The 19,961-nt window shown below is 46.6% G+C and carries 17 protein-coding genes; 10 read left to right on the forward strand and 7 right to left on the reverse strand.

Going from position 1 to position 19,961, the window contains the following annotated elements; genetic code table 11:
• The first annotated feature begins 23 nt into the window (after positions 1 to 23).
• From ABQ275_RS26335 to ABQ275_RS26345, 3 genes are read left to right on the forward strand one after another with little or no spacing between them, the layout of a single operon-like run.
• Positions 24 to 1,232: a molybdopterin molybdotransferase MoeA gene (locus tag ABQ275_RS26335; RefSeq protein ID WP_349316138.1), complete on the forward strand. Its 1,209-nt coding sequence runs from the start codon at positions 24 to 26 to the stop codon at positions 1,230 to 1,232.
• Positions 1,233 to 1,274: 42 nt separating this feature from the next.
• Positions 1,275 to 2,723 (forward strand): DUF1800 domain-containing protein, encoded by a 1,449-nt coding sequence (locus tag ABQ275_RS26340; RefSeq protein WP_349316139.1) that lies wholly within the window; start codon positions 1,275 to 1,277, stop codon positions 2,721 to 2,723.
• 18 nt (positions 2,724 to 2,741) lie between these two features.
• On the forward strand, positions 2,742 to 3,944 hold the full coding sequence (locus ABQ275_RS26345) for a DUF1501 domain-containing protein (protein WP_349316140.1): 1,203 nt from the start codon (positions 2,742 to 2,744) through the stop codon (positions 3,942 to 3,944).
• A gap of 91 nt (positions 3,945 to 4,035) precedes the next feature.
• Here ABQ275_RS26345 and ABQ275_RS26350 read toward each other — a convergent pair whose 3' ends face one another.
• The 3 genes from ABQ275_RS26350 to ABQ275_RS26360 form a co-directional block, all read right to left on the reverse strand.
• Positions 4,036 to 4,548: a hypothetical protein gene (locus ABQ275_RS26350; RefSeq protein ID WP_349316141.1), complete on the reverse strand. Its 513-nt coding sequence runs from the start codon at positions 4,546 to 4,548 to the stop codon at positions 4,036 to 4,038.
• A 126-nt stretch (positions 4,549 to 4,674) separates the two neighbouring features.
• The gene (locus ABQ275_RS26355; protein WP_349316142.1) at positions 4,675 to 6,723 is read right to left on the reverse strand and encodes an OPT/YSL family transporter; all 2,049 of its coding nucleotides are present in this window, start codon (positions 6,721 to 6,723) and stop codon (positions 4,675 to 4,677) included.
• Positions 6,724 to 6,841: 118 nt separating this feature from the next.
• Complete coding sequence (locus tag ABQ275_RS26360) at positions 6,842 to 8,548, reverse strand: peptide MFS transporter (RefSeq protein ID WP_349316143.1); 1,707 nt, start codon at positions 8,546 to 8,548, stop codon at positions 6,842 to 6,844.
• A 169-nt stretch (positions 8,549 to 8,717) separates the two neighbouring features.
• On the opposite strand from ABQ275_RS26360, the gene purD reads away from it, so the two are divergent.
• From purD to ABQ275_RS26395, 7 genes are all read left to right on the forward strand, one after another.
• Positions 8,718 to 9,995, forward strand: coding sequence for a phosphoribosylamine--glycine ligase (gene purD, locus ABQ275_RS26365; RefSeq protein WP_349316144.1), 1,278 nt, complete (start codon positions 8,718 to 8,720; stop codon positions 9,993 to 9,995).
• A 228-nt stretch (positions 9,996 to 10,223) separates the two neighbouring features.
• Positions 10,224 to 11,246 (forward strand): rod shape-determining protein, encoded by a 1,023-nt coding sequence (locus ABQ275_RS26370; RefSeq protein WP_078669179.1) that lies wholly within the window; start codon positions 10,224 to 10,226, stop codon positions 11,244 to 11,246.
• Between the two features lie 80 nt (positions 11,247 to 11,326).
• Positions 11,327 to 12,214 (forward strand): rod shape-determining protein MreC, encoded by an 888-nt coding sequence (gene mreC, locus ABQ275_RS26375; protein ID WP_349316145.1) that lies wholly within the window; start codon positions 11,327 to 11,329, stop codon positions 12,212 to 12,214.
• Entirely contained in the window at positions 12,211 to 12,720 is a 510-nt protein-coding gene (locus tag ABQ275_RS26380) for a rod shape-determining protein MreD (protein WP_349316146.1), read from the forward strand. Before mreC ends, ABQ275_RS26380 begins: the two co-directional genes overlap by 4 nt.
• Positions 12,721 to 12,774: 54 nt before the next feature.
• Entirely contained in the window at positions 12,775 to 14,721 is a 1,947-nt protein-coding gene (mrdA, locus tag ABQ275_RS26385; protein ID WP_349316147.1) for a penicillin-binding protein 2, read from the forward strand.
• Between the two features lie 23 nt (positions 14,722 to 14,744).
• Positions 14,745 to 16,031 (forward strand): rod shape-determining protein RodA, encoded by a 1,287-nt coding sequence (gene rodA / locus ABQ275_RS26390; RefSeq protein WP_349316148.1) that lies wholly within the window; start codon positions 14,745 to 14,747, stop codon positions 16,029 to 16,031.
• Positions 16,032 to 16,087: 56 nt separating this feature from the next.
• Complete coding sequence (locus tag ABQ275_RS26395; RefSeq protein WP_349316149.1) at positions 16,088 to 16,834, forward strand: MBL fold metallo-hydrolase; 747 nt, start codon at positions 16,088 to 16,090, stop codon at positions 16,832 to 16,834.
• A gap of 1 nt (position 16,835) precedes the next feature.
• On the opposite strand, the gene ABQ275_RS26400 is transcribed toward ABQ275_RS26395, so the two are convergent.
• From ABQ275_RS26400 to ABQ275_RS26415, 4 genes are all read right to left on the reverse strand, one after another.
• Positions 16,836 to 17,327 carry a hypothetical protein gene (locus tag ABQ275_RS26400; protein ID WP_349316150.1) on the reverse strand — a complete coding sequence of 164 codons (492 nt, stop codon included), beginning with the start codon at positions 17,325 to 17,327 and terminating at the stop codon, positions 16,836 to 16,838.
• A gap of 3 nt (positions 17,328 to 17,330) precedes the next feature.
• On the reverse strand, positions 17,331 to 18,047 hold the full coding sequence (locus tag ABQ275_RS26405; RefSeq protein ID WP_349316151.1) for a hypothetical protein: 717 nt from the start codon (positions 18,045 to 18,047) through the stop codon (positions 17,331 to 17,333).
• Positions 18,048 to 18,150: 103 nt separating this feature from the next.
• On the reverse strand, positions 18,151 to 18,705 hold the full coding sequence (locus ABQ275_RS26410; RefSeq protein ID WP_349316152.1) for a sigma-70 family RNA polymerase sigma factor: 555 nt from the start codon (positions 18,703 to 18,705) through the stop codon (positions 18,151 to 18,153).
• A gap of 260 nt (positions 18,706 to 18,965) precedes the next feature.
• The gene (locus tag ABQ275_RS26415; protein ID WP_349316153.1) at positions 18,966 to 19,925 is read right to left on the reverse strand and encodes a transketolase family protein; all 960 of its coding nucleotides are present in this window, start codon (positions 19,923 to 19,925) and stop codon (positions 18,966 to 18,968) included.
• Positions 19,926 to 19,961 lie beyond the last annotated feature (36 nt).

Raw genomic sequence — 19,961 nt, forward strand, 5'->3', positions numbered from 1 at the left:
TCACCGTTACAAAAATACTATAAATGATGTTGAGTGTAGCTGCCGCATATATGGCTGTTCTGCAAACCGTGCAGGATACCGGTACAGAGGTATTGCCTTTTGAGTCTGCTATCGGCCGCATTTTACGCGAGCCGGTGCTGGCTGACAGGCCATTTCCTCCGTTTGACCGGGTGACGATGGATGGTATTGCCTTGAATTATGACAGCTTTTACCGCGGACAGCAGATCTTCGGCGTTGAAGATGTACAGGCCGCCGGCGCTCCCAGCCTGCAATTATCTAATACCGCGAATTGTATAGAAGTGATGACCGGTGCAATTTTACCGGAACTCACGGATACCGTCATTCCTTATGAACAGGTGACGGCTACAGAACATGAAGGCTTCCGCCGTTTCATTATTAACGGCACGGTAAACAAAGGACAACATATTCACGTAAAAGGAACTGATGTGGCAGCAGGAGCTGAATTGCTCCCCGTCGGTACGCTGATAGGTCCTGCGGAAGCGGGTGTGCTGGCCACTGTTGGCAAAGCACAGGTATTGGTGAGCAGACTGCCCGTTGTAGTCCTGATCGCTACCGGCAACGAACTGGTACCCGTACACGCCACCCCCGAAGATCACCAGGTACGGATGTCCAATGTATACAGCCTCATGGCCTCACTTCAGCAAATGGGCATTACCGCCCGTTATGTACACCTGAACGATGATAAGGAAGAGATGCTAACCCAACTCCGCGCACTCCTGGGAGAAACGGATGTGTGGATCAGCTCCGGCGCTGTATCAGCCGGAAAATATGACTATCTCCCTGCGGTATTGCAGCAACTGGGCATGCAGCAGGTATTTCATAAAGTGCAGCAAAAGCCCGGAAAACCTTTTCTGTTCGGTACTTTCGATAAAGGCCCGGTGGTGTTTGCTTTACCAGGTAATCCGGTATCCGGCTTCATGTGTTTCTACCGCTATGTACAGCCCTGGCTGAAAGTAGCAATGGGCGCGGAAGTAACACCTCCTTCCTACGCAATATTACAGGAAGAAGTAGTTTTTGAAGCGGCGCTGGAATATTTTCTGCCGGTGAAACTGGAAACACAGCCCGATGGAACCACCACCGCCATCCCGCAACCATACAACGGATCAGGCGATCTGGCCAGTTTGTTGAAAGCGGATGGCTTCATGGCATTACCATCTCATGAGTCCGCATTTGCGAAGGATAGCTGCTATCCCGTATGGAAGTTCCGTTAAACCCGTTGGACGAATAATAGTCCTACTTTAAAATATTTGCTTATGCCCGATGCTGCCGAAAAATTGCAATTGCAACACCTGGCCTGGCGCGCCGGCTTTGGAGAAACGCTGCCAGTCATCTCCGGCTGGGAAAAGAAAAGGCGTAAAGAGATCGTCAGCAAAATATTGACAGGCCCCACAGGAATAAGCATAGAATCCGTGGACGTCATCAATGTTACAGACCTGCCAGACTACAAACGGATGAAAGGAATGACGGCGGAAGAGCGGAAAAACGTGCGGCAAATGAATAACCAGGGCATCAAAGACCTGAATGTGGCCTGGATGAATATGATGGTGAAAAGTGAACATCCGCTACGTGAAAAAATGAGCCTTTTCTGGCATGGGCATTTTGCCTGCCGCACACAAAATGTATTGTATAACCAGCAATTACTGGGTGTTATCCGGGAAAATGCCCTCGGCAATTTTGGCGACCTGCTCAGCGCGGTGTCTAAAAGTCCCGCTATGCTGCAATTCCTCAACAACCAACAAAACCGCAAACAGCATCCCAACGAAAATTTTGCCCGCGAAGTGATGGAATTATTCACCATGGGCCGCGGCCATTATTCGGAAGAAGATGTAAAAGAAGCAGCACGCGCCTTTACCGGCTGGGGATTCGACCAGTCAGGCAATTTTTTATTCCGCCCGAAACAACATGATGAAGGAGAAAAAAATCTGTTAGGGAAACGCGGAAATTTTAATGGAGATGATGTACTGAAAATTTTGTTGGAGCAACGGGCAACCGCAAAATTCATCACCACAAAAATCTATAAATATTTTATAGATGATACACCGGATGATGATCATATTACAACACTGGCAGATAAATTTTATCATTCCGGATACGATATTGGTGCGTTGATGCACGGGATTTTTATGTCCGACTGGTTTTACGATAATAAATACATCGGCAACCGGATCAAGTCGCCGGTAGAGTTGCTGGTGGGCATCCGCAGAACTGTACCGATGGATTTTGAGCAGGAGGAAGTGTCGTTATTGTTTCAGCGTATATTGGGACAACTGCTTTTTTATCCGCCCAATGTAGCCGGATGGCCGGGAGGTCGCAGCTGGATAGACAGTTCCAGCCTGATGTTCCGCCTGCGCATACCGCAGGTGATCCTCTACTCACAGGTTATGGATGTCAGACCTAAAGAAATCATCCCTGAAATGGGCGAAGGCGGCAATTACAAAATGACCTTACAGATCAATAATTTTCTGAAAAAACAATATGCTAAAAAGATAAATGCCCGCATCAACTGGGCGCCTTATGTGCAGGGTTACGACAGCATCGGCCGGGAAAACCTGGCCGATGAAATTGCCGGTGTACTGTTGCAACATACCAATGGCATCACGAAGGGACTGCTGGAGAAATATGCAGACAGCAGTTCCCGGGAGAATTTTATCAAAACAGTTACCATCGATGTGATGAGTACACCTGAGTACCAGCTATGTTAACAGTTTAAAGCTATCAGTATGATCATACTCAACAGGCGTCGTTTTTTGCAGGTGGGCTCCCTGGCTTCCGCCGCCGTGATGATGCCGAAATTCCTGAAAGCCCTGGAAACGGGTGCACTGGTGCCTCCAGGCAATAAGGTGCTGGTGATCATCCAGCTTTCCGGCGGTAACGACGGCCTTAATACCATCATTCCTTACCGCAACGATATTTATTACCGGGAACGCCCGGCACTGGGCATCAAGCGGGAGGATGCGCTGGCGCTCACGGACGAACTGGGTATACATCCGGCGTTGCAGGGATTGAAAACTTTGTATGATGAAGGCGCTTTAGGTATACTGAATAACGTAGGGTATCCCAATCCGGACCGGTCGCATTTCCGCTCCATGGATATCTGGCATTCCGCCAGCGATGCCGGTCAGTACTGGACTGATGGCTGGATAGGGCGTTACCTGGATGCACAGTGTAAAGGTTGTGATAAGCCAACGCAGGCGCTTGAAATAGATGATACCCTGAGTCTGGCATTGAAAGGGGACGAGGTAAAAGGGCTGGCACTCACAGATCCCGCGCGGCTTTTCGGTACCAGCAACGATAAATATTTTAAGGAACTACTCCGGCAACATCCGCCGGAAAATGAACACGGGAATGCAGACTACCTGTATAAAACAATGGGAGAAACTATTTCTTCTGCAGCATATATCCAGCAACAGTTTAAAACATATCAATCCAGGGAAACCTACCCCAATACGGCGTTGGGCAGGAATATGCGCACCATCGCCAACCTGGTGATGTCTGACATCAATACCAGTGTATATTATGTATCTCACGGCAGTTTTGATACCCATGTAAATCAGCAGAACCAGCAGGCCAACCTGTTCAAACAACTGAGTGATGCGCTGACCACCTTTACGGGCGATCTGAAAAAGAACAACCGTTTCCAGGATGTGGTAATAATGACCTTCTCTGAATTCGGGCGGCGGGTGAGTCAGAATGCCAGCGGTGGTACGGATCATGGCACCGCCAATAATATGTTCCTGGTGGGTGGCGGGTTGAAAAAGCAGGGTATCCTCAATGATGGTCCTGACCTCCTGCACCTGCAGGAAGGGGATCTGCGGTACAATGTGGATTTCAAAAGTGTGTATGCCACTTTATTAAATAAGTGGCTGGGTGCTGATGACAAAGCAATACTGAAACAGTCATACGAGCACCTTCCTTTCTTATAATATCTTATAATACTTCAATCAAAAAATAAAAGTAATAAAAGGAAAACCCGGCCAATCCGGTTAATCCTTTAAAATCCATTTAATCCTGGTCTCAGTTGCCGGTTTGGGTAATAATTGCTCTGAATGCGCCGTCTTTCACTGTTCTCGGGCCGCCTGCTCCTGTTACGTCAGACAGGGTGCCGTTAAAAGTGCCTTCTACGGTTACATTATCTATTGCAGTGATGGTGATATAGCAGTTGGTGCTGCCCTGAGAAGAGAGCGTAGTCGGAGCCGCGCTGTTCAATACCATCAGCAGTTCATTGCCTTCCTGGGTGCATGGGTATACACCTGGTTTAAAGGGCATTTCAGGTGCTACGAGGGTAAAGCGGATCACGTCTGCATTATAACTTTGCCCGGTGATCTCCATTTTTGGATAATCATTGTTCGGGTCCTGATCGGTGAAGTCCGGCAAATTAATAACCCCTTTTGGATCTTCGCAGAGATAGATCCTGTTATCAAGTTTCAGAGATACAAATCTTCGCTGGCGGCTATCTTCTTTCGTTTTTCCACAGGATGCACTCAGGAGCACAACGGCGCCGAGTAATGCGGTTACAAATATGCGCATAGGTACTTATTATAAAAATATATTATAAAGATCGCGATAAAATTAAACAATTTCAGATAAAAACGGATGCCGGTATCGGATTGTTACATCGGTACCGGCATCTATAGGTCATGATAAGTTTATTCGTTATGCTTTGCGTGCTGTGCGATACAGGTACCAACCCATAAAGCCAAAGAAGGCGCATCCCAACACATAATAGCCACCGTGGCCTATTACATTGGAAAGCAGGCTTTGACAGTTGAGTTTTGCCAGCACAGCGGCAGATCCGTCGAACCCTGCCAGGATAGCGATAATCACCCCGGCAACAGCGCCGCCGGCCACCAGCCCCGTAGCAAAGAGGTTGCCTTTGCCCAGTTCATCTTCCACTGCGGATGCCCCTTTGGATGATTGCTTCTTTTTATATTCCACAATACCTCGGATAGCACCACCAATAAATATAGGCAACGTAGTAGATAAAGGGAGATAAGCGCCCACTGCGAATGACAGCGAATTTACGCCGCATAACTCCATCGTTACCGCCAGGAAAACACCTACCAGCACGAATTGCCAGTCGAGGTTGAAGGACAGGATACCTTTAGCCAGCGTGGCCATCAGCGTACCTTGTGGCGCCGGATAGTAGGCGCTGCCGATAGCATGTTCCGTGATGCCTTTGCTGATCATTTCTGCCGTAGGCTTATCCAGGAACTTTACTGTCAGGCCAATCACGATAGAAGAAACAATGGCACCGATAAACAACGCAATCTGTTGATACATAGGCGTAGCCCCAACGATATAGCCCGATTTCAGATCCTGCGAAGTACCGCCGGCATTGGCCGCGGCAATACAGATCATACCACCTACTACCAGGGCCATTGGCTCATATATTTTGCCGGTCCAGCCCACCGCGATGAATACCAGGCAGGTACCCATCAGTGTGGCGATGGTCATACCGGAAATAGGATTGTTGGAAGAGCCGATCAGTCCTACGATACGGCTGGACACTGTTACAAAGAAAGCGCCGAATACCACCACCAGTAAGCCTACCAGCATTTTCTTGCCGATAGAGTCGCCGGGAAGCTGCGGCAGGAAAGCCATCAGCAACACCAGTGCAAGACTGCCAAACAGCACTACTTTCAGGCTCAGGTCACGTTCTGTTCTGGGCACACTTGTTTTAGCACCGGTGCTGTCCTTCCCTTCTTTAATAGCACCCAGACTACCTTTGAAAGAAGAAATAATGGTAGGTATTGTTTTCAACAGGGTAATGAATCCTCCTGCGGCCACTGCACCGGCGCCGATTTGTCGCACGTAGGCGTAGTATACAGCCGCTGAAAAGTCTGCAAAGGTATGTGCTACCGGGTCCCAGGTACCTTGTCCACCGGGCGTTTGCAGGTTGGCGAGGTAGCCTATTTTCACCAGTTGCGTGGCAATTACATCCGGTGGCAACAGGGATGCCAGCAGTGGAATAAGCGCCAGCCAGGACAATACCCCTCCGGCAACCAGGACACCCGCAATACGGGGGCCTATTATATATCCTACCCCCAGGTATTCCGGTGTAATATCCGCGCTGATCTTGGCGGAAGGAAAAAATTTACTGGCCTGCTTCGTCATGTACTCCGGCGTTTCTGCAATAACGTGGAGAATCTTTTGCAGGGTAGCATATGAGAAAGCAAAGCCCAGCCCATAGAAGGCGGTTTTTGCAAAGTCGCCTCCCTTCTCCCCGGCTATCAGTACATCACCACAGGCGGTACCTTCCGGATATGGAAGTGTTTTATGTTCTTTTACAATGAGCGACCGTCTTAAAGGGATCATCATCAGCGTACCCAGGATACCACCAAAGATGGCCAGGATCAGGATGGTCATATAATTAAAGAACTCCGTACCACCGCCATCACTGAGAAACAGAAATCCTGGCAAAGTAAATACCACCCCCGCTGCAATAGACTCACCTGCAGAACCTGTAGTCTGGATAATGTTGTTTTCCAGGATGGTGGTTTTGAAAAATTTTCTTCCCAGCGTGATGGCAATCACGGCGATAGGAATAGAAGCAGAAACAGTAAGACCTGCTTTCAACGCCAGGTATACGGTAGCAGCGCCGAAGATAATACCGAACACACAACCCAGTAAAATAGATTTGAGCGTGAATTCTTTCATTTGCACTCCAGGCGCAACAAACGGCTTGAATTGGTTCTCAGACATAAGTAAGATAGGATTGCTGAAAGGAGTAGGACCCCTTTTAATGAATTTACGATTTTGGAATTTAGATATTTAAATTCCAAAATCGTAAATAATTAAATCGGATTAAACTTCATAAACCCTACCTGATTCCGTGCATCCATTTTTTCAGGAAGCTGGTGGATAGGAAGAGTAGTACGGCTGCTGCACCGGGCAGGATGACGAATACCATAAAGAACTCATAGAGGTTATGGATAGTAAAGCCTGCAAATGTAGGGTAGTGCGCTGCCAGTTTCAGTTCATGTAATTTGTCTATCTGCTGGGCGGTGGCGATAATAGTACCATCCAGGATGCCTTGCAGGTCGATACCGTTTTTGGTAGCCAGCGCAAATTTGTCGTAAGTAGGTGGTAGCAAAGCGCCCAATGTGCCTGCCAGTGCGTATCCGGCAGCGTTTGCGAGGAACCATACACCCATCAGTAAAGAGGAAAAACGGTGGGGAGCCAGTTTAGATACGAGGGATAAACCGATCGGAGATAAACATAATTCGCCCAGTGTATGAAACAGGTACATCAGGATCAACCAGCTCACACCCAGTTTTTCGTTGGGGCCAAGACCTTTTACCTGCATGGCAATAATGAAGAAGCCCAATGATAACAGTAATAAACCAAGTGATTGTTTTACCGGGGAGATGGGCTCCAGGTTGCGCTTCTGCAATTTCAGCCATAACCAGCTGAAGGGCAGGGCAAATATGATAATAAAGATAGAATTGGCATTCTGTACGAAGCTTGGTGGCATATCCCAGCCAAAAAGACGACGGTCGGTCTGGTAATCTGCTACGAAGGTCAGGGAGGAACCTGCCTGTTCAAAACAAGCCCAGAAGAAGATCACAAAGAAAGCCACGAAATAGATCACGAGAATTCTTTGTCTTTCTACTTTGGTAATGGATTTATCGGTCAGGATCAAAACAGCCAGACTAATACCTGCTGCATAGATAAAAGGATATAACCAGGATTTGATCGGATTGGGATCGAGTGACAGGTAGTGGATACCGAAGAACAGTACTACCATGAGTACCAGTACGCCTATGATGGCAGTTTGACTGAATTTTGCTTTATCAGATTCGCCACTCAGGGAAGAAGGCTTGCTGAAGTCCGGTTTGGCGCCGATGGCTTTACCATCCGGTGTAACAACGTATTTGTCTTTCAGGAAGTAGAACAGGATACTGCCGAGGAACATAGCAAGACCTGCTGCCAGGAAGCCCCATTTGAAAGCGCCTACCATTCTCACACCTTCTATTTTTACATCACCGAGGATGGGGCAGATAAGCATACCAAAGAAGGCGCCCAGGTTGATTCCCATGTAGAAGATGGTGAAGGCAGAATCCAGCCGGCCGTCGTTTTTAGGATACAACTGGCCCACCATGGAGGAGATATTGGGTTTGAAGAACCCGTTACCAAAGATGATAATCAGGAGGGCGATCCATACAATTGTTTTTGCCGTTTCTACGTTTGTGGCGTACACGGTGGCACTGAGTACCATCAGCAATTGCCCGATACCCATAATAAAGCCACCTAATAAAATACAGTTTCTGTTTCCGAGATAGCGGTCGGAGATATATCCGCCGAGCATAGGTGTAAGGTAGCAAAGGCCGAGAAAGCCGCCATAGATATAAGAGGAATCTGCTTCTGAAAAAGCCAGGGCGTTTACCAGAAAGAGCGTCAGTAACGCCCTCATTCCATAAAAGTTAAACCGTTCCCACATCTCTGTGGCAAATAATACTGTGAGCCCTTTCGGATGCCCTTTCTCCGGGGCAATTGGAGGCTCTTGTGCAACAGCAGTTTGCATCATAAAATTGGTTCGTTTAGTAAGATTGTTGTAAGGTTCTGTTAAGTCTTAAAACAGGCAAGTTAAATAAATTCGGTTATCCGGGTAAAAAAATGGTGCAAATGCTCATTTTTTGCGCTTTTTTGATCTTTCTTTGCATTTTCTTTCGCATCTGCATTATTAGGCAATTCATATGAACATACTATTACTTGGAAGTGGTGGCCGGGAACACGCATTGGCCCTTAAAATGTCGCAAAGCACACAGTGCGGTCAGTTATTTATAGCACCTGGCAATGCCGGTACTGCGCAATGTGGTACCAACGTGCAGATGGGCGTAAGTGATTTTGAGCAGATCAAAACTTTTTGCCTGGAGCATGCCATCAACCTGGTAATACCTGGTTCTGAGGAGGCGCTTGTAAACGGGATCTATGATTTTTTCAGTGAAGACGCAGCTTTACAGCATATCCCGGTAATAGGACCATCGCGGGAAGGTGCACAGATGGAGGGCAGCAAGGCATTTGCCAAACTGTTCATGCAGCGCCACAATATCCCTACCCCTGCTTACAGGGAGTTTAATGCAACCAGCTATGAAGCTGGGGTGGCCTATCTTCAGCAGCACTCCTTACCAATTGTGCTGAAAGCCGATGGGCTGGCGGCCGGCAAAGGTGTGGTGATAGCTGCTACACATGAGGAAGCACTGGATGAATTTGAGCAGATGATAAAGTCGGCCAAGTTCGGCGATGCCAGCAAAACCGTGGTAGTAGAGGAATTCCTACGTGGTATTGAGATGTCGGCATTTGTGATCACCGATGGTCATTCCTATAAAATATTACCGGAAGCAAAAGATTATAAGAAGATCGGAGAAGGTGATCTGGGGCTGAACACAGGTGGTATGGGTGCGGTATCCCCCGTTCCTTTTGCTGACAAAGCGTTTATGGCCAAAGTGGAGGACCGGATTATCCGCCCTACCGTGGAAGGTTTATCGAAAGAAGGTATTGTATATAAAGGCTTTATCTTTTTTGGTTTGTTTAATATTGACGGAGAACCGATGGTGATTGAATACAATTGCCGTATGGGTGATCCTGAAACGGAAGTGGTGATACCCCGTTTGCAAAACGACCTGCTGGAGCTGTTTTCAGCGGTTGCGGAAGGTACACTGGCGGCGCAAACCATTTACGCCGATGTACGTACAGCCGCCACCGTGATGCTGGTATCCAAAGGCTATCCGGAAGCATATGAGAAGAATAAGGCGATCACCGGTATTCCTGCACCCACAGGTGACCAGATCGTTTTTCATGCAGGTACCCGGCAGGATGGTAAAACAATATTGACCAACGGAGGCCGTGTTTTGGCAATTACTTCGCTCGCCGCCGATCTTTCGCTGGCTTTGGTACATTCTTTGCAAACAGCGGAGCAAATTCAGTTTGAGGGTAAGGTGTATCGTCGTGATATTGGTTTCGAATTTATTTAGAGATGCAGATACTTGATTATTTGGGTATCCGGGAGAGCAATAACGGGATATTCAAATCCCAAAATATACAGGAGGGGGGTCTGTTAGAGAGCGCAGTTACTATGCCATTTATACAACAAATAAGTTTTTTTAATATTTAGCCGTATTATTGCAAGAATATCCATTTTTTGCATCGTATATTCGTTGGAATTATTCATTTTTGCATTCTAATTTTTGACCGTATCAACAATGGGATTTTTTAATTTTTTAACGCAGGAAATCGCGATTGATCTTGGTACAGCGAACACGCTGATAATTCATAATGACCAGGTGGTAGTGGACGAGCCTTCCATTGTAGCGATAGAACGGGCTAGTGGCAAAATTGTGGCAGTTGGTAAAAAGGCCATGATGATGCACGAAAAAACACACGAATATCTTCGTACTATACGTCCCCTGAAGGATGGCGTGATAGCGGATTTTAATGCCGCAGAGGGAATGCTCAGGGAACTCATAAAAATGGTTTATCCAAAAAAACCTTTATTCGCTCCCAGTTGGCGCATGGTGATCTGTATCCCTTCCAGTATTACGGAAGTGGAAAAGAGAGCGGTACGCGACTCTGCTGAACAGGCAGGTGCGAAAGAGGTATACCTGCTTCACGAACCAATGGCAGCGGCGCTGGGTATTGGTATAGATGTAGAAGAACCGGTAGGTAATATGATCATTGACATAGGCGGTGGTACCACCGGTATTTCGGTGATAGCCCTGGCTGGTATTGTGTGTGATCAGAGTATCCGTATCGCCGGTGATGAATTTACCGCCGATATCATGGAAGCATTGCGTCGTTATCACAGCTTACTGATCGGTGAAAGGACCGCAGAACAAATCAAGATTCATATCGGATCTGCCCTCAAGGAACTGGACAACCCACCGGATGACATCCCCGTTAACGGTCGTGACCTGGTTACCGGTATTCCAAAACAGATCATGGTATCTTACCAGGAAATTGCGGAAGCACTGGACAAATCTATTTTTAAAATTGAGGAAGCCATCCTGAAGGCGCTGGAAACAACGCCACCGGAACTGGCATCAGATATTTACCGCAGGGGCTTATACCTGACCGGCGGCGGTGCACTGCTGCGCGGCCTGGATAAACGCCTTGCCCAGAAAATCAAACTGCCTGTACATGTAGCGGACGATCCGTTGCGTGCTGTGGTAAGAGGTACCGGCATCGCGCTGAAGCATGTAGGTAAATATCCGTTCCTGATGCAATAAAAATCATTTTGTGATTTACGGATTTTGTGGTTGAATCGCAGGATCCGTAAATCTCTGAATCACAAAATTATAACGCGCTTGTGCGGAATTTAATCATTTTCTTTAGGCGATATTTTAACTTCTTCTTATTTCTGCTGCTGGAAGTGATTTGTATTGTATTGGTATTCAGGAACAATAATTTTCAGCGAACAGCCTACCTTAACTCCGCCAATAATGCCAGTGGCAAGTTATATGACAAGTATAACAACGTACAGTATTACTTTCACCTGAAAGCAACAAATGATAGCCTGGTGACTGAAAACGTACGCCTGCGCAATGCCCTGGGTACCAGTTACGATAGCATGGTTACCGGCAAAGGGCTGAGGATTGATACCATCCGCCAATACAGCGATGATACCAGCCGTAAGGTAATCAACACACAGATCCGTCGCTATGAATACTTTGATGCGAAAGTGATCAACAACTCACTGAATAAACCCATTAACTATATTACCATTCACCGCGGCAGCCTGCAGGGAATCCGCCCCAATATGGGTGTGATCAGCGGTAGTGGCGTGGTGGGAGTAGTAAGAAGTGTAAGTGATAACTACGCCGTGGTACTGTCTATCCTTTCCAAATCCAACTCGGTATCTATCAGCGCCCGCCTTGCACAGGGCAGGGAGATGGGTTCCGTACACTGGGATGGTGAAAGCGCCGGATATGCCACACTGCGGGATATTCCTAAAAGTGCCAAAGTGCATAAAGGGGATACTGTAGTCACCAGTGGCTTTTCTGCATTGTTTCCGGAAAATATTCCCATCGGTTTTATCGACAGTGTTACCATTGCAGATAAATCGGGGACATCGTTCAATATCCGCTTGAAACTGGCGACCAATTTCTATAACCTGCAATATGTGTATGTGATAGAGAATTTATTAAAAGACGAACAACAACGATTGGAAGATTCAACGTATAAGTTGATCAAATGAGTATACTGCTAAGAAATATCATCCGTTTTGGTTTCCTGTTGCTGATACAGGTATTCGTGCTCAATGAAATATTGATCAATCAGCTTGTGAGCCCATATCTGTACATGCTTTTTATACTGGCATTACCCTTTAACCTGCCACGTCCGGTGGTGATGTTGCTGGGTTTTTTCGTGGGGCTGTCGCTGGATATGTTTATGAACACCATGGGGATGCATGCTGCAGCCTGTGTGTTTATCGCGTATCTGCGCCCGTTCATTATCAATGTACTATCGCCACAGGGAGGTTTTGAAACCACGCAAAAAACGCCGTCTATGACAAGCATGGGCGTATCGCAATTCCTGATCTATGCAGCTGTTCTTGTTTTCCTGCATCATACCGTTTACTTTATAACCGAAGTTTTCGGTTTCGCCAACCCGTTGTATGTGATGCTGAAAATTGTGCTATCCACCGCTGCCAGTCTTTTTCTGATCATACTGTATGAATTGCTCTTCTTTACGAAGAAATAATTCTGCGCTTTTTCATGTAGGTTTGTAAATCAAAATATATCCGTCCTCAATAGCATGTCAGTTTTTAATCAGCCCAGAAAAAGAGTAATACAGGCGATTATACTTGGGATGGTTGTGCTGATCATTACCAGGTTATTCTTTTTGCAGATAGTTGAAAAGAAGTATGCCAAGCTGGCGGATGCCAATGCTGTGCTCCGTAAGGTGGTATATCCCAGCCGTGGGATCATCTTCGACCGCAAGAACCGCAGTGTCCTCAGTAATGATGTATTATACGACCTGGTGGTAACCCCCGCCAGTGTGAAGAATATTGATACGGCTTACCTCTGTAATATTTTAAAGATAGATAAGGAAGAATTCAGAAAACGGATCATCAATTCTATTGTGAAGAATGGCCGTGTGCGGCAATCTGTTTTCGCACCGTTGTTGCCGGCAGAAGTATTTGGCCAGCTACAGGAGAGTATGTACCTGTTTCAACCCGGTTTTGAGCTGGTACAAAGACAGATCCGTTCCTATCCGTATTCCGCTGCTGCCAATATTCTTGGTTATATAGGAGAGATTTCACCGGAGCGGTTGAAAGACTCCATGTATTCCTCCTATAACTCCGGCGATTACCTGGGACTGGCTGGTCTTGAAAGAACCTACGAGCCGGTATTGATGGGACAGCGCGGTATTCAATACCTGGTAAAAGATAACCTTAACAGACCGCAGGGTGCTTATGAAAACGGAGAGTTTGACAGCGCGGCAATAGCTGGTAAAAACCTGCGCCTGTCGCTGGATATAGACCTGCAGGTATTAGGTGAGCAACTGATGAAGGGTAAGTCCGGCAGTATTGTGGCCATTGATCCGCAAACAGGCGGCATCCTCGCCATGGTGAGCGGTCCTACTTTTGATCCTAACCTGCTTACCGGATCTTACCGCAGCTCCAATTCCGTGTTGCTTAACAGGGATACTACCAAGCCTACTTTTAACCGTGCTATCCAGGCAACATATCCGCCCGGCTCTACGTTTAAGCCAATGATTGCGCTGGTAGGACTGGATGAAGGGGTGATTACACCTAGCTTCGGCTATCCCTGCAGCGGGGCGTATTATGGTTGCAGCAGACCAATCAAATGTGAGCACCATGATGCGGGACACGCCGCCAACCTACGTTTGGCACTGTCGCATTCCTGTAACTCTTATTTTGCACACGTATACAGATTGAGTGTGGATGCCGCCAAATGGGGTGGTATTAAAGTAGGCGGCCTGAAGAAATGGTCTGATTATATGAGCAGTTTCGGATTCGGGCACCGCATTGGTGTGGATGTTCCCAGTGAGGCAAGAGGTACCGTACCTACGCCGCAGTTTTATGATAAGATGTACAAAGGCAGCTGGAATTCCTGTACATCCGTATTTCTAGGTATAGGCCAGGGCGAGCTTACGTTGTCGCCGCTGCAGATGGCCAATGCCATGTGTATCATTGCCAACCGTGGGTCTTACTATATACCCCATTTTGTACAGAGCATTGATAATGACAATTCCCACCTGCTGGATAAATACAAAGAAAAGCACATAGTGGCGAATATCACGGATACAGCCTACAGTGCAGTAATTCATGGTATGACTGATGTGGTAACCAGTGGTACCGGCCGGATAGCGCAGATAGAAGGAATTAGTGTAGGCGGTAAAACCGGTACGGTAGAAAACTATGGTTTTGTTGATGGTAAAAGAGTGAAGCTGAAAAACCACGCCGTATTCGTAGCATTTGCCCCTGCAGAAAATGCGCGTATAGCCGTTGCCGTTATTGTGGAGAACTCCGGGTTCGGCGCAAGATATGCAGCGCCTATCGCCAGTCTGATGATGGAAAAATATCTGAAAGATACTATTTCCACCAAACGGCAGCCTTTGATGAAATCGGTGATGGAAACGGTTACCATTGATGCCGCCATGATGGCCAAATCAAAACTGGATTCGCTGAACAAGAGTGCCGCCATGAAAAAGAACGGCAGCACTATTAATAAATAAACGAATAAACTGAGATACCGATAATGAACCGCTCGCAAGCCAAACTGACACAAGGGATTGACTGGCCAATTGTAGGCCTGTACCTGGCATTGGTGATCATAGGCATTATGTCCATTTTTGCTGCGGAATACCGGGGAGATGATAATATCTGGCAGGATATTATTCACGTGAACAGAAACTATTCGCGTCAGATCATGTGGTTCGGCATTTCCCTTATTCTGGCCTCCATTATCTGGCTGACGGATAGTAAATTTTTTACCGCCACATCCAACCTGATGTACGCGGGCGGACTGGTATTGCTGTTGTTGGTGCTGGCTATCGGTAAGGATGTGAAGGGATCACATTCCTGGCTGGTAATTGGCGGTTTCCAGTTCCAGCCGGCGGAGTTAACGAAACTGTGTACCAACCTCGCATTGGCAAAATACTTGTCCTCGCAGGAAACGGATTTTACTAAACTACGATCGCGGCTTATTGCCGCCGCCCTGGCGCTGATCCCTGCGGGTATCATTATTTTACAGGATGAAACAGGTCTGGCACTCGTATATTTTTCCTTCTTCCTCGTGATGTACCGTGAAGGGCTGCCCGGCGTATTGCTGGTGATTGCCTTCTCTTGTATTGTGCTTGTATTATCGGCACTCCTGGTAGATAAATATATTCTCTTTATCATCTTCACCGTTATTACCGCGCTGGTGATCTATTTCAGCCGGCGGGAAATAAAGCGGAAAAGATCGCGGCTGCTGATGATCATCGGCGTATATGCTTTTTGTTCCCTCTTCGTGATGTTCATTGTTCCTTTTGCCTTTACCAAAGTGCTGAAAGATTACCAGGTGCGTCGTATTGAAGTAATGCTGGGTAAAGAGAATGATCCCAAGGCGACCTATAATACCCGCCAAAGTATGATTGCTATTGGCTCCGGTGGTTTCTGGGGGAAAGGTTATCTGAAAGGAACCCAGACCCGGTATGATTTTGTGCCGGAACAAAGTACTGACTTTATCTTTTGTACGGTAGGGGAAGATTTTGGCTTCTTTGGCAGTGTCATCTTCCTGGGTTTATATGTGGCCCTGCTCTTCCGGATTATTTTTATTGCGGAGCGACAGCGATCGACCTTTACGCGCGTCTATTCTTATGGGGTGGCCAGTATCATCTTTTTCCACCTGGCCATCAATATTGCTATGACCATTGGTCTGGCGCCGGTAATCGGTATCCCGTTACCATTGGTGAGTTATGGCGGGTCTTCCCTGATGACTTTCACGATGCTGATCTTTATTATGCTCAGGCTGGATGCCGACAGGCAGATGGTTTTACGCTAAAGAGAGGTCGCATTCCGGTAATTTCATTGCTGACAGCTAATGGTTATATTTGCAAAATGGCACGTATTATTCCATTATCAGAAGGTTCATTTACGGTAGACGGAACCAAAATATTTTCTCCTTTCCAGGTTGGTACAGATAAGTTGCAGGACCGTCCGCAGGGCTCCCTGCTGGTAGAAATCCAGCCTTTCCTGGTAATCACTGACCGCGATTATATTTTATTTGATACAGGGCTCGGCTTCCGTAATCCGGATGGCGTTTTGCAGATCCATCAGCATCTGATAGATAATGGTATCAATCCCATGGAAATCACCAAAGTGTTGATGAGCCATTTGCATAAAGATCATTCGGGTGGTGTATCAGCTGCTGATCCGGTTACGGGTGAGCGTACGCTCACTTTCCCCGGCGCCACTTATTATGTAAATAACGAAGAGATGCTGTATGCAATGGAGCATGCCGGCAAATCGTATCATTCAGAAGATATTGCATTATTACAACAACGGGATAATGTGATCTTCACTACCGGCAATGGCACTATCGACGGCTATATTCATTATGAACTGACCGGTGGTCATTGTCCTTATCACCAGGTATTCCTGGTAGATGACGGAGATGATAAAGTGTTTTTCGGAGGAGATGTAGCCCCGCAGATTTCGCAGATGCGCAGCCGCTTTGCAGCCAAATATGATTATGATGGCAAGCGTAGTATGGAGTTACGGCAACAGTTTATGGAGCGTGGTAAACAGGAGGGCTGGACTTTCCTTTTCTATCATGATACGAAGGAGCCGTTTACAAAATTTTAGATTATTGTCTTTTCCGCATACCGCCCGGTCCCATTCTGTTGATGCGTTGATTGTTGAGATGATTGATCATGAGGGACCGGAATTCTCTTTCACTTTTGAATACTACGCCGGCTTTTCTGGCGGGTAATACCCGCTGGAATTCGTGGGTATAGCGCGACCGGATGTCGAGCATTCTTTTTTCATAGCCCAGTTCCTTGTCCATACTCGTTTTGGCGATGTCGTCGGCATTGCCGCCGGATATTTTTTCGGGCTGTTTTTTATTATGCCGTTCGGCTATCAGCAGTTCTACTTCCTGTGTATAGTTTTTATAAACCGGCCAGAATTTCTGGGCTTCGTCGGGTGACAGGTCCAGTTTCTTTGCCAGGTAGTCCATTTGTAATGCTTTTATTTTTTCAGTGGCATCATCCGTTTGGAGTTGTTGCTGCGCACTTCCGGCACGGGTAGCCGCGAGCAGGACAAACAGGATAATCCATATAATATTATAGCTTTTCATGCATCACGGATTAGGTAACACCTCTTTTGATAAATCGGTTTGTTGCAGGTAGTTTTCTACGGCAGCAGCAGGCGGTTCTTCTTTAAGCTGGTTACTCAACGTTTCCGCAGCGTTGGAACCGGCCAGATTGGTTAAAATAGCCTCATTATCAAAAGCATCTGTATGGGTTTGGAGATAGTTCACAATTTCCTGGTCGCTAACGCCTTCCAGTTGTTTTTCTATGCTTTTCATGCTTTCATTCTGCAGGAATACGAGGGCTGTAGTACCGGCGAATACGGTTAAGCAGGCGGCTACGGCCCATTTTACCCAGGTATTTGCAGGATTCCTGTGTACCACATGCATGGTGGCCGGAGCAGGAATAACTACAGGCAGGGAGTCGAAATATCCTGCGGGCACAGAAAAAGGCTGCCGACGTGGTATAGCGGCCATCAACGGAGATATAGCTTCCAGTTCTTCCTGGATCGGGTCAACTTCCAGCATGTTGATCCGTTGCATAATAGCAGCAGGCAACGCATCAAAATATCCGGCGGGAGCAGTAAACGGGTTACCGGGTTCAACAAAAGTTGCAGCACCGTTTTCCAGCAAATGAATATGCTGCATCATGGCTGCCGGGAATTGCTCAAAATAACCTGCCGGCACCGTAAAGGGTGCATCAGCGGGCCAGTGGGCATCCGGCGCCAGTTGCATTAATTCATTTGCTATGTGCGGTCCTTTGTTCATACACTGTTTTTTAGACAGGAAGCCATTATAATAGTTTAATGGGATTTTAATCTTTTGGTAAATATCTTTAAAGATGGCTTAAAATGAATATTTGTTATTTCAGCTATTCTCCGTTTTTGATGAATTCCTCGATCTTTTTTACCGCATGGTGATAGGAGGCTTTTAATGCGCCTTCTGAGGTATCCAGCACCCGGCTCATCTCCTCGTAGGGCATCTCATCGTAATACCGGAGATTAAAGACAATCCGCTGCTTTTCGGGCAGGCGGAGGATGGCAGCCTGTAGTTTCCATTCAAGTTTATTGGCATCAAACTGGGTATCCGCTTTTAGCTTATTGCTTAATCCTGCTTCCACATCGGACAATGAAATAGATTGTTTACGTTTTTGTTGCTCCAGGAAGCTCAGGCTTTCGTTGGTCGCAATTTTATATAGCCAGGTATACAATTGAGCATCCTCCCGGAATCCTTCCAGGCTTTTCCACACTTTTATAAATACATTTTGCAGCACGTCATTGGCATCTTCATGCCCGATCACCAATCTGCGAACATGCCAGTACAACCGTTCCTGGTACTTCCGGATTATTAAAGTAAATCCTTTTTCCCTGGTTTCGGGTATACGGTATAGTGCCAGAAGTGCTTTGTCATCCTGTAAAACGGCCATAGGTTAAATGGTTCTTGACAGGTTTTATATTAATGAATGTAATGAAAATAATAAAAAACCTTTTAATAAGATGTTCCAGGAAGACAAAAGTTTAACCAGGATGATATTGATTTAATAGGATTGTCCTGATGGATCATTTGTTGTTCTAAAAAAATGTAGTTAAAAAAATAGCGAAGATCATAGTTGATCTCTCTCCTATAATCTTCGCTAGTCTATAAAATACCAATCAGGACAATCCTTTTAAATCAATATAATCCTGGTTATTTTTTGCGTTGAATGGCTTTTTCAGCGGCAGCTACAATATGGTCTGCATCGAGGCCATATTTTTTCAGCAGTTCCACGGGTTTGCCGCTTTCTCCGAAAGTATCGTTGGTACCTACGTACTCGATAGGAACGGGGATGTGACGGGCAGCTACCTGGGCAATGCTATCGCCTAAACCACCGAGTACGTTGTGCTCTTCAGCAGTCACCGCACAGCCGGTTTTGGTGAGTGATTTGATAACGGCAGCTTCGTCCAGCGGCTTGATGGTGTGGATATTGATGATTTCCACACTGTATCCTCTTTCTTCCAGGATTTTACCGGCTTCTACTGCAATCCATACGAGGTGGCCGCAGGCGAATAAAGTAATATCTGTTCCTTCATGGAGGACCTGTGCTTTACCAATCTCAAATTTTTGATCTTCCGCTGTGAAATTAGGCCATTTCGGACGGCCAAAGCGGAGATATACCGGACCTTCGTAATCAGCAATAGCGATGGTAGCAGCTTTGGTTTGATTGAAATCGCATGGAACGATAACAGTCATGCCAGGCAGCATTTTCATCATGCCGATATCTTCAAGGATCTGGTGGGTAGCGCCATCTTCACCCAGGGTAAGCCCTGCGTGGGAAGCGCATATTTTTACGTTTTTATTGGAGTAAGCAACAGACTGACGGATCTGATCATATACCCTTCCGGTAGAAAAGTTAGCGAAAGTGGTGGTATATGGAATTTTTCCGCCGATGGTCAAACCGGCTGCGATGCCGATCATATTGGCTTCAGCGATACCTACCTGAACAAAGCGGTCAGGAAATTCTTTGATGAATGCATTCAGTTTCATGGAACCCAGCAAATCTGCTGTAAGTGCTACTACATTAGGGTTTTTGCGGCCCACTTCCAGTATGCCCTCTCCGAAACCGGCGCGGGTTTCTTTTTCGTTGAGCGGTTTAATATCTTTTACCATGGCGGTTTTTTAAAATTGAAGCGTAAAAGTAAACAT

Origin of the sequence: Chitinophaga sp. MM2321 (assembly GCF_964033635.1) — a bacterium.
Classification (GTDB): Bacteria; Bacteroidota; Bacteroidia; order Chitinophagales; family Chitinophagaceae; genus Chitinophaga.